The organism is uncultured Roseobacter sp. (assembly GCF_947495025.1).
In the GTDB taxonomy this organism is placed as follows: domain Bacteria; phylum Pseudomonadota; class Alphaproteobacteria; order Rhodobacterales; family Rhodobacteraceae; genus Roseobacter.
The window spans coordinates 1,274,844-1,288,965 of record NZ_CANLXG010000001.1; the positions used below are offsets into that span (position 1 = coordinate 1,274,844).

At 60.1% G+C, this 14,122-nt stretch carries 16 protein-coding genes; 14 read left to right on the forward strand and 2 right to left on the reverse strand.

Annotated elements, in window-relative coordinates:
- On the forward strand, window positions 1-834 hold the full coding sequence (kdsA, locus tag Q0792_RS06075; protein ID WP_298837535.1) for a 3-deoxy-8-phosphooctulonate synthase: 834 nt from the start codon (window positions 1-3) through the stop codon (window positions 832-834).
- Window positions 835-855: 21 nt separating this feature from the next.
- On the forward strand, window positions 856-2,349 hold the full coding sequence (locus Q0792_RS06080) for a phosphomannomutase/phosphoglucomutase (RefSeq protein WP_298837538.1): 1,494 nt from the start codon (window positions 856-858) through the stop codon (window positions 2,347-2,349).
- A 9-nt stretch (window positions 2,350-2,358) separates the two neighbouring features.
- Here Q0792_RS06080 and Q0792_RS06085 read toward each other — a convergent pair whose 3' ends face one another.
- Window positions 2,359-4,278 (reverse strand): AsmA family protein, encoded by a 1,920-nt coding sequence (locus Q0792_RS06085; RefSeq protein WP_298837543.1) that lies wholly within the window; start codon window positions 4,276-4,278, stop codon window positions 2,359-2,361.
- Between the two features lie 63 nt (window positions 4,279-4,341).
- On the opposite strand from Q0792_RS06085, the gene rimO reads away from it, so the two are divergent.
- The 4 genes from rimO (at window position 4,342) to Q0792_RS06105 (ending at window position 6,934) form a co-directional block, all read left to right on the forward strand.
- Window positions 4,342-5,715, forward strand: a complete 1,374-nt coding sequence (gene rimO, locus Q0792_RS06090) for a 30S ribosomal protein S12 methylthiotransferase RimO (protein ID WP_298837545.1) — start codon at window positions 4,342-4,344, stop codon at window positions 5,713-5,715.
- A 67-nt stretch (window positions 5,716-5,782) separates the two neighbouring features.
- Window positions 5,783-6,025 (forward strand): CDGSH iron-sulfur domain-containing protein, encoded by a 243-nt coding sequence (locus Q0792_RS06095; RefSeq protein WP_298837548.1) that lies wholly within the window; start codon window positions 5,783-5,785, stop codon window positions 6,023-6,025.
- A 105-nt stretch (window positions 6,026-6,130) separates the two neighbouring features.
- Entirely contained in the window at window positions 6,131-6,481 is a 351-nt protein-coding gene (locus Q0792_RS06100) for a hypothetical protein (protein WP_298837551.1), read from the forward strand.
- Window positions 6,482-6,535: 54 nt separating this feature from the next.
- On the forward strand, window positions 6,536-6,934 hold the full coding sequence (locus Q0792_RS06105) for a thiol-disulfide oxidoreductase DCC family protein (RefSeq protein ID WP_298837554.1): 399 nt from the start codon (window positions 6,536-6,538) through the stop codon (window positions 6,932-6,934).
- Between the two features lie 5 nt (window positions 6,935-6,939).
- Here Q0792_RS06105 and Q0792_RS06110 read toward each other — a convergent pair whose 3' ends face one another.
- The gene (locus Q0792_RS06110) at window positions 6,940-7,650 is read right to left on the reverse strand and encodes a M48 family metallopeptidase (RefSeq protein ID WP_298837556.1); all 711 of its coding nucleotides are present in this window, start codon (window positions 7,648-7,650) and stop codon (window positions 6,940-6,942) included.
- A gap of 124 nt (window positions 7,651-7,774) precedes the next feature.
- Between Q0792_RS06110 and Q0792_RS06115 the strand changes: the two genes are divergently transcribed.
- The 8 genes from Q0792_RS06115 (at window position 7,775) to Q0792_RS06150 (ending at window position 14,122) form a co-directional block, all read left to right on the forward strand.
- Window positions 7,775-8,002 (forward strand): hypothetical protein, encoded by a 228-nt coding sequence (locus Q0792_RS06115; protein WP_298837559.1) that lies wholly within the window; start codon window positions 7,775-7,777, stop codon window positions 8,000-8,002.
- A gap of 60 nt (window positions 8,003-8,062) precedes the next feature.
- Entirely contained in the window at window positions 8,063-8,929 is an 867-nt protein-coding gene (locus tag Q0792_RS06120) for a branched-chain amino acid aminotransferase (RefSeq protein ID WP_298837562.1), read from the forward strand.
- A 106-nt stretch (window positions 8,930-9,035) separates the two neighbouring features.
- Complete coding sequence (locus Q0792_RS06125) at window positions 9,036-9,491, forward strand: universal stress protein (RefSeq protein ID WP_298837565.1); 456 nt, start codon at window positions 9,036-9,038, stop codon at window positions 9,489-9,491.
- Window positions 9,492-9,607: 116 nt separating this feature from the next.
- Window positions 9,608-10,171, forward strand: a complete 564-nt coding sequence (locus Q0792_RS06130) for a NifU family protein (RefSeq protein WP_298837567.1) — start codon at window positions 9,608-9,610, stop codon at window positions 10,169-10,171.
- 59 nt (window positions 10,172-10,230) lie between these two features.
- Window positions 10,231-10,908: a tRNA (adenosine(37)-N6)-threonylcarbamoyltransferase complex dimerization subunit type 1 TsaB gene (tsaB, locus tag Q0792_RS06135; RefSeq protein WP_298837570.1), complete on the forward strand. Its 678-nt coding sequence runs from the start codon at window positions 10,231-10,233 to the stop codon at window positions 10,906-10,908.
- Between the two features lie 11 nt (window positions 10,909-10,919).
- A complete protein-coding gene (locus Q0792_RS06140) occupies window positions 10,920-11,324 on the forward strand; it encodes a GNAT family N-acetyltransferase (protein ID WP_298837573.1) in 405 nt (134 codons plus the stop codon).
- A 148-nt stretch (window positions 11,325-11,472) separates the two neighbouring features.
- Window positions 11,473-12,468 carry a BMP family ABC transporter substrate-binding protein gene (locus tag Q0792_RS06145; RefSeq protein ID WP_298837576.1) on the forward strand — a complete coding sequence of 332 codons (996 nt, stop codon included), beginning with the start codon at window positions 11,473-11,475 and terminating at the stop codon, window positions 12,466-12,468.
- Window positions 12,469-12,601: 133 nt separating this feature from the next.
- Entirely contained in the window at window positions 12,602-14,122 is a 1,521-nt protein-coding gene (locus tag Q0792_RS06150; RefSeq protein ID WP_298837579.1) for an ABC transporter ATP-binding protein, read from the forward strand.

Sequence of the window (14,122 nt, forward strand, 5' to 3'; positions counted from 1 at the left end):
ATGCAGCATGTTTCAGTCGGCGATCTGACGATCGGCAACGACCTGCCCCTGACAATCATCGCAGGGCCCTGCCAGCTGGAAAGCGAAGACCATGCGCAGATGATCGCAGGCACCATGAAGGAAGCCTGCGCGGCGGCCGGCGCCGGCTATGTGTTCAAGGCGTCCTATGACAAGGCCAACCGCACGTCGCTGGACGGGAAACGCGGGCTCGGCATCGATCAGGGTCTCAAAGTCCTGCAATCAGTGGGCAAGGCAAACGGTGTGCCAGTGATCACAGATGTGCACAACGAAGCGCAATGTGCCATCGCCGCCGAGGTGGCCGATATCATTCAGATCCCGGCGTTTCTGTGCCGGCAGACGGATATGCTTCTGGCGGCCGGCAATACAGGTGCCGCGATCAATGTGAAAAAGGGCCAGTTTCTGGCACCCTGGGAGATGGAAAACATCTGCACCAAGATCGAGAGCACTGGCAACAGACGCATTCTGCTGACCGAACGCGGCACAACCTTTGGCTACAATACACTGGTCGTCGACATGCGTTCGCTGCCGCAGATGGCGACGACCGGATACCCGGTTGTGATGGATGCCACACATTCGGTGCAGCAACCAGGCGGACGCGGCGGCTCATCGGGCGGACAGCGCGAGTTTGCACCTGTTATGGCACGGGCGGCGGCAGCGGTCGGGGTTGGTGCCATCTTTATGGAAACCCACCAGGATCCGGACAACGCACCCTGCGACGGCCCGAATATGATCTATCTTGACCAGATGCCTGCGCTGATCGAGACCCTGATGTCTTTCGACCGTCTGTCCAAGGCATCGCCGCTTCAGTTCTGAACGGCCAGAAAGAGACACAGCATGAAACCTGCACCTACCGTTACCCCGAACACGTGGGAATTCCTGCGCGACCCAATGATCGCTCCGACCGGTTTCCGGGAATACGACGCCCGCTGGAAGTATCCCGAAGAGATCAACCTGCCGGGTATGACGGCCCTGGGCCTCGGTCTGGGCACCCAGATACGCAGGCGCGGCATAGAACCCGTGATTGCGGTCGGCAATGACTATCGCGACTATTCACTCGCAATCAAAAACGCACTGATCCTCGGCCTGGTGCAGGCAGGCATTCGTGTGCGCGATATCGGCCCGGCACTCAGCCCTATGGCCTATTTCGCTCAGTTTCATCTTGACGCACCGGCTGTCGCGATGGTCACGGCCAGCCATAACCCAAACGGCTGGACAGGTGTGAAAATGGGTTTTGAGCGTCCGCTGACGCATGGCCCGGATGAGATGAGTGAGTTACGTGACATTGTACTTGGCGGTGAGGGTCAACCGCATCCCGGAGGTTCCTGGGAGCTCGTAGACGGGGTCAGAGAAGCTTACCTGGACGATCTTGCCGGGGACTTCCGGATGTCGCGCCCGCTCAAGGTGGTCTGTGCGACCGGCAACGGTACGGCCGCTGCATTTGCGCCCGAGTTGCTGAAACGCATCGGCGTTGAAGTAGTCGAAAGTCACACCGACCTTGACTATACCTTTCCGCATTACAATCCAAACCCCGAAGCCATGGAAATGCTCCATGACATGTCCGCCAGCGTCAAAGCCTCAGGCGCTGATCTGGCACTGGGGTTTGACGGCGACGGCGACCGCTGCGGCGTTGTTGACGACGAGGGCGAAGAGATTTTTGCCGACAAGGTAGGTGTCATCATGGCGCGCGATCTCGCCGCGCTGCATCCGGGGGCAACCTTTGTTGCAGATGTGAAATCCACCGGCCTGTTCGCGTCTGACCCTGAGCTGAAAAAACACGGCATCCGGGCGGATTACTGGAAGACCGGTCACAGCCATATGAAACGGCGCGTCAAGGAGCTCGGTGCTCTGGCAGGCTTTGAAAAGTCGGGCCACTATTTCCTCGCCGAACCCATTGGCCGTGGCTACGACTGCGGCATGCGGGTTGCGGTCGAAATCTGCAAGCTGATGGACCGCAATCCGGACAGTTCGATGTCAGACCTGCGGCGCGCGCTGCCGGTTACGTGGTCGATGCCCACGTTGTCTCCCTGGTGTGCGGATACCGAAAAATACGACACGCTGGCCCGCATTGTCAGCAGGATCGAAGATCGCGCCCGCGAGGGCGGCACACTCGGCGGCCGGGCAATTTCCGAGGTCGTTACAGTAAATGGCGCGCGGGTAATCCTGGACAATGGCGCCTGGGGACTTGTACGTGCATCGTCAAATACGCCCAACCTGGTCGTCGTCTGCGAAAGCCCGGAAAGCGAGGCGGAGCTGCGCGCGATCTTTGCTGACCTGGACGCCCTTATCCGCACCGAACCGGGTGTCGGTGACTACGACCAGACATTCTGACCTTTCGGATCAGTCAAAAAGGCTGCGCAGTTTGTCTTTGACCTTGTCTTTCGCGGCGTCCTCGATCGACTGAGTGGCGCCTCCCAGCTTTTCATCGATCTTTTCCTTGGCTTTTGCTTTCAGCTCTTCTTTTTCCTGCTCCAGACGGAGATCCACTGCAGCTTCGAGATCAGGGCGGATCGAAATATCAGACCATGGCCCTTTGAAGCGGACCGGAATGGCGATCCCCTCTCCGCTGTTGGCCCGCAGCGCAACCGGCGTGAACTTGTAGTCCACGTTCTGAGCACCGATCCCCACTACGCCTTCGCCCGACGCGCGGTAATTTTTCAGCTGCAACAGCAGATCACGGTTGTCCAGAACGCCACCTGCAATCTTCCACGATCCGGTCAGGCTGTCGAAAATTGTGGTGCCGCCGCTGACATCGCCCGAGCGCATCAGCCGGTCCAGACTGATACCTTCAATTGTACCCTGCCCGATGCTCAGACTGCCGTCGCCTGACAGGGACCGCATGATCGCATCAACAGATGGCCCCGCGCCCAGAAAACTGACGGCAAGATTGCCTACCCCGGTCAGGCGGTCCAGCCCTATGGCATCGCTGAGCACTGGCTGCATCTGGATAGCGGCTGCGTTCAGCGCACCTCCGACCGACAGGCCGCTGCGGTTGTTGACAACAAACTGACCCGTAACATTGCCCTGATAAGCCGCCACCTGACGGAGCTCGAAAACCATGCGTGAGTTCTCGTTGCTCAGCACTGTCCGGGTCTGGCCCAGCTGAAATGTCCCGAGATCAATACTTTGCGCGCTCAGTGCGATGTCACCGTTGAAAGCGGCAAGACCGCTGGCGTCGATGCTGTCTTTTGACCATCCCCCCGCTGCAGGGGAGGCACCTGCGCCGCCACCACCGCCGCTTCCTGCCGGGCTGTCACCGCCAAGGTCGCTGAGGTCAAGCGGGCCCGCATCCAGCTGAGCATTGACCTGCGGCACGCCATTCAGAGATATATCTGCGCCACCCGTCAGCCGGTTGCCCCCCAGATCAACGACCAGATCGCGCAGCGACAACTGTCTGTCTGCGGTCAGGGTCAGATCCGTGGTCATGTCGATACTGCGACCGAGTTTGGCGGGCAGATCAACGGCCGGCAGCCCCAGTGCTGCGAGGAACGTCCCGGTGTTCGCCGTCCTGAGCCCCAGTGTCCCTGCGACCTCGCCGGCTGTGCTGGCACGGCCGTCCAGCGACAAAGACGCGTCCCCGGCTGTTACGGACAGATCGACGTTCTGTACGTTTCCGGTGATGAACCCGGCAAAGCCATCGATCAAAGCTTCGACCACAACAGGGGTCTCCGCCGGCCGCAGCGTGGCTTTGATGTCCGCAGGCCCCAGCCGCTCGGGCCAGTCCAGCGTCAGATCGACACCTGCGTAAGATACCAGATCGCTGCCTTCGGCATCATAGATCAGCTGCGCATCCGTGATGCTCACCCGTTCGATACTGATCGGGCGCGCTTCGCGGGCCGGGCTTGTTGTGGTCTCGATCTGCGCCTCACCACTGGCGTCAGTGAACTGCCAGCTGGCCCGACCGTCGAGTTTCTGTTCCAGCCGGATGGTCGGGCTTTCGGCCTCGATGTTGGTGATCCTGATCTCGCCGCGCAACAGGCTTGCCACATCCACCCCAATCGCAGCATTCGCCGCCTGCAGCATCGGCCCCTGTTCTGACCACTCTGCATTGCCGACTTCGAGCCCTGACGCGCGTACGCCCAGAACGGGCCAGAAGGTCAGAGCCACTTCACCATTGATGGCCACATCCCGCCCCGTCACGGTCCGCAGCTGGTCCGTCGCAATGCGCGCGATGCGGTCGGCCGGCAGAAAGAACAGAGCGCCCACGAGCACCACCGCCAGAACCACAACCAGCCCCAGAATCCTGAAAACCCACTTCATTGCCTGCTCCTCACCGCTTTACCGCCCTTTTCGATAGGCACCACTTGCACTATAGCCCGGGTCATGAGCACGAACCCACCTGACCTGCGCCCCGATATTGCACCACGCGCCCGCCTCACCGATCCGGTGCGCCGTGGCCAGCCGACCATCGGAATGGTCAGCCTTGGCTGTCCCAAGGCCCTCGTCGACAGTGAGCGTATTCTGACGCGGCTGCGCGCCGAAGGCTATGGTATCTCTCCTGATTATGCGGGGGCGGATGCGGTCATTGTCAACACCTGTGGTTTCCTCGACAGCGCAAAAGCCGAGAGCCTGTCCGCGATTGGCGAGGCGCTGCAGGAAAACGGTCGCGTTATTGTGACCGGATGCCTGGGCGCAGAACCCGAATACATAACCGGCGCGCATCCCAAGGTACTCGCCGTCACCGGCCCACATCAGTACGAACAGGTGCTGGATGCCGTGCATGATGCGGTGCCACCCAGCCCTGATCCCTTCGTTGATCTGTTGCCGGCAAGCGGTGTCAGCCTGACCCCAAGGCATTTCAGCTATCTAAAGATTTCTGAGGGCTGTAATCACAAGTGCAGGTTCTGCATTATCCCGGACATGCGCGGCAGGCTCGCCAGCCGCCCGGCCCACGCGATCGTGCGCGAGGCCGAAAAACTGGTTGAAAACGGCGTACGCGAACTGCTGGTCATCAGCCAGGACACGTCGGCCTATGGCGTTGATATCCGCCACGCGGAAGACCGCGGTCACCGCGCGCATATCACCGATCTGGCGCGCGATCTGGGATCGCTGGGGGCCTGGGTGCGCCTGCATTACGTCTATCCCTATCCGCATGTGCGCCAGCTTATCCCGCTGATGGCCGACGGCCTGGTGCTGCCGTATCTGGACATCCCGTTTCAGCACGCGCATCCGGACGTCTTGCGCCGCATGGCGCGCCCTGCGGCGGCGGCACGGACGCTCGACGAAATTGCAGCCTGGCGGGATATCTGTCCGGATCTTACGCTGCGCTCGACGTTTATCGTGGGCTATCCGGGCGAGACAGAAGAAGAATTCCAGACGCTGCTCGACTGGCTCGATGAGGCACAGCTCGACCGGGTTGGCTGTTTTCAGTACGAAAATGTCGACGGTGCACGTTCAAACGCCCTGCCGGACCATGTACCAGCCGACGTAAAACAGGAACGCTGGGACCGCTTTATGCAGAAAGCCCAGAGCATCTCGGAGGCGAAACTGGCGGCAAAAGTGGGCCAGACACTGGATGTCATCGTGGATGAAGTCGACGACGAGGCCGCCACCTGCCGGACAATGGCAGATGCGCCGGAAATTGATGGAAACCTCTTTATTGATGAAGGCTTCGAGGCGCTGTCGCCCGGCGATATCGTCAGCGTCCGGGTGGACGAGGCGGGCGAATATGATCTGTGGGGCGCACTGGCCGACTGAACCGCCTGTTTTGCCCTGCCGTCACTGCGCGCTAGGTCTGAAACATCAGATCAACGCGGAGGCGCATATGACCCAGACACCGAAAATCGCAAAAAAGGGCCCCTATCCGGTCGATGTCACGGCCGGTAAATCGTATTTCTGGTGCACCTGCGGTCAGTCAGATAACCAGCCTTTTTGCGACGGGTCTCATAAAGACACCGGGTTTTCACCTATGAAATATGAGGCTGAAAAAGACGCAAAGCTTTTTTTCTGTGGCTGCAAGGCCACCGGTAAGGCCCCAATGTGTGACGGATCGCACAACAAACTCTGACCGCGAGACGACTGACACCATTCACAATTTCCGGAAGTAGCGCCATCTGATTTGAAAATGTTCTCCTTATGTTCTATATTAACAATATATGAACGGAGGCTGAGAATGTCCTATCACCCTGCTTTGCCCGGATTGCTGACACCTGAACAACCGGCGCTGCCTTTTGAAAGCCCGCAACCGGGCAGTGAAAAACAGATCCGCTATGCCGAAGCGCTGGCGCGACAGTCGGGCACGCGGCTGCCGCGCGATATTGCCAGCGACCGAAAGAAACTGTCGGACTGGATCGACCGTAACAAGGTGAAAGCCTCGACGGGGCATTTTTCTAATTACCCTTCGTCACGACAGGTAGCGTTTGCAGAGCGGATTGCCCGCATAAGGCGGCGTGAAATCCCGCAGGAGTGCTTTCGTGACAAAGGTCTGATGTCCGGCTGGATCGACAGCAACAAACCGCGCTGAGCATTTCGTCGCACCGGTCTGGTTGCGACGCTTCCCGGACCTAGCTGTCCTGGTATGACCGACGGAACAGATTCAAAAACTGCGGCGACCGGAACGGCGGTTCTTTATAATGACGCCTGCCCGGTGTGCCGCAAAGAGATCAGGCACTATGCCGGCATCAGCGAAAAGGCGGCTCTGCCGATCCGCTATGATGACCTCAACGACGCCGGTCTGCTGACTGCATGGGGCGTTTCGGCTGACGATGCGGCAAGGCGCCTGCACGTTCAGAAAAACGGTGAGCTTCTGAGCGGTATCCCGGCCTTCATCGCGCTGTGGCAGGATATCCCGCGATATCACTGGCTGGCGCGGCTGGTCGGACTGCCCGGCGTGCGGGCGGCTGCAGTTCTCGTCTATGACCACATTCTCGCACCAGCGCTCTATCGCCAGCACCTTCGGCGGGTCGCGCGTCGCTGATCCCGTCAGAGCCCGGCGGCGGTGCGTCGGACGGTTTCGATGCGCTGTGCATTGGGCGGGTGCGTGCCAAGGAACCGGTCGCCCGGATCCGGAATACGGGTAAAGAATTTTGCGCCCCGAACCGGGTCATATCCGGCGCGCGCAGCAATCACCGTGCCCAGTGCATCTGCTTCCAGTTCGAAATCCTTGGAATAGGTCCGGGCACCCACCTGCGCGCCGGAGCGCTGTGCTTCCTGCACAGCCGTCGGTGTGCCACCCAGCAGCACGGCGAGACTGCCCGCAATCACCGCGCCTGCCACAGCGTTCTGTTGCTGGCGAGCGATGTGCCCGCGGATATGGTGGGCCGCTTCATGCCCCATGACAAAGGCCAGTTCATCAGCATTTCTCGCGTCATCAATCAGCGCGAGCGTGAACGCAATAATCGGGCGTCCTGATTTATCGACTGTCTGAAAGGCGTTGGGCGGTTGGTTCGGCCGGTCATCCACCAGAATGCGGAAATCGCAGTTTACCCGCTGTGTTCTCGCACGGCACTCGCGTTCGGCCACCGGCTCGACGGTCCGCACGACCTGGGCAAAACTGCGCGATGATGCCGGTGATACCTGCTGCGATGCCGGGGCTGCGCCACCGGGCCCTGTGCTTACCGGGCCGGATGTCGTGGTCACCTCGCATCCCGCCAACAACGCGACCATTGCGATCAACGATACTTTTCTCAACATTAAAACCGGCCTCACAGCACCAGAAACTACGTGATGCATTCTAGCGCAAGCACGCGGGGACGCCACCCCGAACACACGCGTTTGTGACCCTTGCAAAGACCTGTTCATTGCGTAGGCTGGACACATGTTTACCATTGAGCACGAATTTGATGCGACCGTTGTCACGCTTGTCGATGACGGCAAAACGCCCCTTCAGGAAGACGTAACCGTGCACGCGACTGAGAGTGCGATTCTTCTTAATCAGTACGACCCGCGCACGGACAAGGTGGTCTCGGTTACTTTGTCGCCCGAGCAATGGCGGGACCTGACCGCAGCGCTTGATCTGCCGGAGGGCGTCTACAGGGCCGACTGAGGCGTTGACCGGCTGTGTATGGGGTGCTGTAACGCAGAGAACCTTTCAGGGAGAACGCAGATGAGCATCGGCAGCAATATTTTCACCTGGTTTGAGAACCGGTGGCACCGCGACGACGTCGCCATTATGCGTGCGGCTGATCACGGAAGCTGGCTCGGCACCAGCGTGTTCGACGGGGCCCGGTTCTTTGCCGGCCGCGCGCCGGACCTGCTGGCCCATTGTGAAAGGGTGAATAATTCCGCACGTGCGCTGATGATCACGCCTACGGTCGAGGCCACCGAAATGGTGGATATCATCGCGGAAGGTCTCCGGAACTATGGCCCGGACGATGCCGTTTACATCAGACCGATGTACTGGGCCATCCACGGCGACGCGACAGCGATCGTCCCGGACCCGGGTGCAACAGGTTTTGCGATATGCCTTGAACAGATCCCGATGGCACCGGCGGATGCGGCGACCACTCTAGCCCGTACGCGTTTCCGCCGACCGGTGCTTGAGGACAGTGTGGTCAACGCCAAAGCCGGCTGCCTTTATCCGAATAACGCACGCATGCTGACCGAGGTCCGGGCACGCGGATTTGGTAACGCCCTTGTCACCGACGCTATGGGCAATGTGGCAGAATCCGCGACAGCCAATGTGTTCATGGTGCGCGACGGAGAAATTTTCACACCCATCGCCAACGGTACATTTCTGGCCGGGATTACGCGCGCGCGGCACATTTCGAACCTCAAAGCTGACGGCACCGGGGTGCATCAGTGCGTCCTGACCTTTGCCGACTTTGAAGAGGCCGACGAGGTTTTCCTGACGGGTAACATGTCAAAGATAACGCCGGTAACCGCATTCGAGGACCGGCAGTATCAGGTCGGCCCCGTCGCGCGGCGTCTGCGCGAGATGTACTGGGACTGGGCTGCCACCGACACGCCGTAAGGCCAGCGCACCAGCGGGTACAGGGCCAGTTGGGCTCAACCGGAAGTTTGAGATTGCGCCCTCACCGCGCAGGGGCCATGATCTGCGCAAAAGGGGGGCGTCCAAGATGCGCAAATTTCTCGTTATTCTCGACGACAGCCGCGAATGCCTCAATGCCATGCGCTTTGCTGCCATGCGCGCGGCGCACACCGGTGGCGGTGTCGAGGTGCTCGCCGTTATTCCGCCGGACGAATTCAACCACTGGATCGGCGTTGGCGAGATGATGCGGGAGGAAGCCCGCGAACGCATCGAAGTGCACTATGAGGTCTTCGCCAAATGGATGCGCGACAGGCAGGGTGTAGAGCCCCAGCTGGTAATCCGCGAAGGCACACCCGTCGATGAAATAATGGCCCAGATCCGCGAGAATCCGGAAATCGGCGTGCTGGTCCTGGGTGCTGGCACAGACAAAAAGGGACCCGGACCGCTGGTGACGCAGCTGACCCGGAATGCCGGCGGGCTGCCCATTCCCATCACAATTGTGCCTGGCGATCTGAGCAAGGAAAAGCTTGAAGCCATCACCTGACCTTCCCTGCGGACCGGCACACCGGTTCATCGCATGAGCGCACAGATTAGAATCGTTCCAAACCTTGACTCGGACCGGTGCTGTCCGCATATCTGGAAGACCTCAGGAGAGAGCAGATGTTTATCCAGACCGAATCCACACCAAACCCCGCGACACTCAAGTTTCTTCCCGGCCAGACCGTGATGGAAATGGGCACCGCCGATTTCCCGACAGCGGAAACTTCAGACAAATCGCCGCTGGCAACGCGGATATTTGCGGTAGAAGGCGTGACGGGTGTGTTTTTCGGCAATGATTTCGTGACAGTAACTAAGGCCGAGACGGTGGACTGGGACCATATCAAACCCGCGCTTCTGGGGGCGATCATGGAGCATTTCCAGTCCGGACAACCGGTTATGGCGGGCGATCACACGCCGGCATCCGGCCACGCAGAACATGCAGGCGAAGATGGCGCGATCGTCAACCAGATCAAAGAGCTGCTCGACAGCCGGGTACGCCCTGCGGTTGCTCAGGACGGGGGTGACATCACCTTCCACGGATTTGACCGCGGTGTTGTTTATCTGCACATGCAGGGTGCCTGCGCGGGATGCCCGTCGTCCACGCTGACGCTGAAAATGGGTATTGAAAACCTGCTGCGCCACTACATTCCCGAAGTGACCGAAGTACGCCCGGTCGCAACCTGAGCCAGCGTGCACGAACGGGCTGATGCCCGTCTGCCACCTTGCAGGACACCGCTGAAATCATGCCGGCCAGCAATCGGGAAAACACCGCGGAACCGCTTGTTCTTGCCTTTGACACGTCGTCTGCGCATGTCGCAGGTGCTGTGCTGCGCGGCACGCAGGTCCTTGATCAGGCCCGCATAGAGATGGCCAAAGGACAGGCAGAACGCCTGATGGGCTTCTGCGCTGAGCTGCTGCAGCGCTCGGGGGTAACGGTTGGTGAACTGGACCTGATCGCAACCGGCACAGGGCCAGGTAACTTCACCGGAATACGTATTTCTGTTTCCGCGGCGCGCGGACTGGCCCTTGGCCTGGGTATTCCGGCCATTGGCGTGAGCATCCTGGAAGCGCAGGCGTATGGCCTTGATGGTCCGGTGATCTCGACCCTCGACGGGCGGCGCGGCGCTTTGTATTTTCAATTGCTGGGCGCTCCGCAGCCTTATGAACCATTGTTGTGCGACATGGATACATTGCCAGAGCTTCCCGGTGCCGCTCAGGCCACGTGCGTCGGGCACCGCGCGGCCGAAATCGCGGAAGAGGTTTCCGGCAAGGCGGTTTCTCCGGTGTATCCGACCGCAGAAGCCATCGCGCGCTGTGCATTGCGCAACCGTCGCACCGATATGCCGCGTCCCGCGCCTTTGTATATCCGTCCGGCGGATGCAGCCCCTACACGCGATGCGGCACCGGTCATCCTGCCGTGACGCCGGCAGAGATGAGCAGGATACATACTCTGGCCTTTCCGCAGGAACGCGGATGGACAGAGCCGGAAATCCGCTCATTGCTTACTTCGCCGCATGTTTTTTCAGCCTGTCGCCCTCATGGTTTCGCCCTCGTGCGCGATGTGGCAGGCGAGGCCGAACTGCTGACGCTGGCCGTAGATCCGGCGCACCAGCGCCAGGGCATCGCCTCGGCGATTATGGCCGAATGGATGCAGTCCTGCCGGGCCACCGAAGCCTTTCTGGAGGTTGCTGCTGACAATCATGCCGCACTTGCCCTCTATGCCCGGCACAGATTCGCGGTGACCGGCCAGCGCCGCGCCTATTACACGCGACAGGGGCAGCCACCCGTCGACGCATTGCTGATGCGCGCAGCGCTGACCCCCCGTCAGATGCCCTGAAGCAGGCCTTTTCGCGCAAAAACCGGTTGACCCTGCCTGCCGGACAGGTCCTAATTTGGCGAGGATCAGATAACCTCTGCTCAATCCGGGCAGCGCCTTGCATTTCAGATCGGCGCAAGCCCCAAAACACAACCTGGGAGACACCTGAATGACCCTTTTTAACAAACTTCTCGGCGCATCCGCCGCGCTGGCCCTTTCCGCCGGTGCCGCTCTGGCAGAGCCTGCGCTGATCTTTGATCTGGGCGGTAAATTTGACAAATCGTTCAACGAAGCCGCCTTTAACGGCGCCACCCGCTGGGCCGAAGAAACAGGCGAAAGCTTCCGCGAGATCGAGCTGCAGTCCGAGGCGCAGCGTGAGCAGGCCCTGCGCCGCTTTGCCGAAGCCGGTTCCAACCCGATTGTCATGGCCGGTTTTGCATTTGGTGATGCGCTCGGCCAGGTCGCAGCAGATTACCCCGACACAAGCTTCGTCATCATCGACATGGTCGTTGATGCTCCGAATGTCCGCTCAGTGGTCTTCAATGAGCACGAGGGGTCCTATCTGGTCGGCATGATGGCTGCCAAAGCATCTTCCTCGGGCACTGTTGGTTTCATAGGTGGCATGGACATCCCGCTGATCCGCAAGTTCGCCTGCGGCTACGCTCAGGGCGTCAAGGCCGTGAACCCTGACGCAACGGTGATCGCCAACATGACCGGAACGACGCCTGCGGCATGGAACGACCCCGTGAAAGGGTCCGAACTGACCAAAGCACAGATCAGCCAGGGCGCTGACGTTGTTTATGCTGCTGCGGGCGGCACCGGTGTCGGCGTGCTGCAGACAGCCGCGGATGAAGGCATTCTGTCCATCGGCGTTGACAGCAATCAGAACTACCTGCACCCGGGTAAAGTACTGACATCCATGATGAAACGCGTTGACAATGCCGTCTTTGAGGCCTTCAGCGACGGCCCCGGCCTTGAGACCGGTTTCCAGGTCATGGGCCTTGCGAACGGTGGCGTGGGTTACGCTATGGACGAAAACAACGCGTCCCTCGTGAGTGCCGAAATGCAGGCCAGCGTTGATGACGCAGCCGCCAAAATCGCCGCGGGTGACGTGGCTGTTCATGACTACATGTCTGACGACAGCTGCCCTGCTCTGAACTTCTGAGCCAGCTGAACTGAATCCGGGCCGCGCAGCGACAGACGCTGCGCGGCTCACTGCCACAATAAAGAGCCGGATGATCCGCGGGAGCCGACCCGCCAGGCGTCACCAAGGGCTTCGCGGGAACGGACAGATCATCATGACAGCCCCTGCTATTGAGCTAAAAGGCATCTCCAAGGCCTTCGGTCCGGTTCAGGCGAACAAAGACATCTCAATTCGCGTAATGCCTGGCACTATACACGGCATTATCGGCGAAAACGGCGCGGGCAAATCCACGCTGATGTCCATCCTCTATGGGTTCTACAAGGCGGACAAAGGCGAGATTTTCATCGCCGGACAGAAGACCGATATCCCCGACAGCCAGGCCGCAATCGCGGCGGGCATCGGGATGGTTTTCCAGCACTTCAAACTGGTGGAGAACTTTACCGTTCTTGAAAACATTATCCTCGGCGCAGAAGATGGTGGCCTTTTGCGTCCTTCTTTGGCCAAGGCCCGCAAGACCCTGGTGGAACTGGCCGACGAATACGGGCTGAACGTAGATCCCGACGCGCTGATCGAGGACATCGGCGTGGGCATGCAGCAACGCGTCGAAATCCTCAAGGCGCTCTACCGTCAGGCCGACATTCTGATCCTGGATGAACCGACAGGGGTGCTGACACCCGCAGAAGCGGATCAGCTCTTCCGCATTCTCGGCCGCCTGCGCGAGGAAGGAAAAACCATCATCCTGATCACGCACAAACTGCGTGAGATCATGGAAGCGACCGACACTGTCAGTGTCATGCGACGTGGCGAAATGACCGCAACGGTAAAAACCTCTGATACTTCACCGGCTGAACTTGCTGAACTGATGGTGGGCCGCAAGGTCCTGTTACGGGTGGATAAAAAACCGGCGACCCCAGGTGACATCGTGCTCGACATCAAGGGGCTCAGGGTCGTGGATGATCAGAAAGTCGAGCGCCTGAAGGGCATCGACCTGCAGGTCCGGGCCGGCGAAATTCTGGGGATTGCCGGCGTGGCCGGGAACGGGCAGTCCGAACTGCTCGAGGTACTTGGCGGTTATGCTGACGGCACGGGCGATGTCAGTCTCAACGGCACGCCGCTTGATCTGAGTGGCCGCTCTTCTGACGGGCGGTCACGCCGTCGCCGCGGCATCGGTCATGTGCCCGAGGACCGCCAGCGCGAAGGTCTGATCATGGACTTTTCCGCCTGGGAAAATACTGCCTTCGGGTATCACCGAGAGCCGGCCTATCAGTCAGGCGCCCTGCTCAACAACCAGGCGATCCGAAATGATACCGCCGAAAAAATGGCGCGTTTTGATGTGCGCCCACCGAACCCTGCGCTGGCGGCCAAGAGCTTTTCCGGTGGCAATCAGCAGAAAATTGTTCTGGCCCGCGAAATCGAACGCAACCCTGACCTTCTGCTGATCGGCCAGCCGACGCGGGGTGTGGACATCGGAGCCATCGAATTCATTCATCAGCAGATCGTGGCGCTGCGCGACCAGGGCAAAGCGATCCTGCTGGTTTCGGTCGAACTGGAGGAGATCCTCGCCCTTGCGGACCGTGTGGCGGTTATGTTTGACGGGCACATCATGGGCGAAAGGCTTTCGTCCGAGACCGATGAAAAAGAACTTGGGCTGCTGATGGCCGGCGTGGGGAGCTGA

Bases quoted from the DNA above. Each gene is read 5' to 3' on its own strand.
- kdsA (WP_298837535.1), top strand. From the start codon at position 1: ATGCAGCATGTTTCAGTCGGCGATCTGACGATCGGCAACGACCTGCCC.
- Q0792_RS06080 (WP_298837538.1), top strand. From the start codon at position 856: ATGAAACCTGCACCTACCGTTACCCCGAACACGTGGGAATTCCTGCGC.
- Q0792_RS06085 (WP_298837543.1), bottom strand. From the start codon at position 4,278: ATGAAGTGGGTTTTCAGGATTCTGGGGCTGGTTGTGGTTCTGGCGGTG.
- rimO (WP_298837545.1), top strand. From the start codon at position 4,342: ATGAGCACGAACCCACCTGACCTGCGCCCCGATATTGCACCACGCGCC.
- Q0792_RS06095 (WP_298837548.1), top strand. From the start codon at position 5,783: ATGACCCAGACACCGAAAATCGCAAAAAAGGGCCCCTATCCGGTCGAT.
- Q0792_RS06100 (WP_298837551.1), top strand. From the start codon at position 6,131: ATGTCCTATCACCCTGCTTTGCCCGGATTGCTGACACCTGAACAACCG.
- Q0792_RS06105 (WP_298837554.1), top strand. From the start codon at position 6,536: ATGACCGACGGAACAGATTCAAAAACTGCGGCGACCGGAACGGCGGTT.
- Q0792_RS06110 (WP_298837556.1), bottom strand. From the start codon at position 7,650: ATGTTGAGAAAAGTATCGTTGATCGCAATGGTCGCGTTGTTGGCGGGA.
- Q0792_RS06115 (WP_298837559.1), top strand. From the start codon at position 7,775: ATGTTTACCATTGAGCACGAATTTGATGCGACCGTTGTCACGCTTGTC.
- Q0792_RS06120 (WP_298837562.1), top strand. From the start codon at position 8,063: ATGAGCATCGGCAGCAATATTTTCACCTGGTTTGAGAACCGGTGGCAC.
- Q0792_RS06125 (WP_298837565.1), top strand. From the start codon at position 9,036: ATGCGCAAATTTCTCGTTATTCTCGACGACAGCCGCGAATGCCTCAAT.
- Q0792_RS06130 (WP_298837567.1), top strand. From the start codon at position 9,608: ATGTTTATCCAGACCGAATCCACACCAAACCCCGCGACACTCAAGTTT.
- tsaB (WP_298837570.1), top strand. From the start codon at position 10,231: ATGCCGGCCAGCAATCGGGAAAACACCGCGGAACCGCTTGTTCTTGCC.
- Q0792_RS06140 (WP_298837573.1), top strand. From the start codon at position 10,920: ATGAGCAGGATACATACTCTGGCCTTTCCGCAGGAACGCGGATGGACA.
- Q0792_RS06145 (WP_298837576.1), top strand. From the start codon at position 11,473: ATGACCCTTTTTAACAAACTTCTCGGCGCATCCGCCGCGCTGGCCCTT.
- Q0792_RS06150 (WP_298837579.1), top strand. From the start codon at position 12,602: ATGACAGCCCCTGCTATTGAGCTAAAAGGCATCTCCAAGGCCTTCGGT.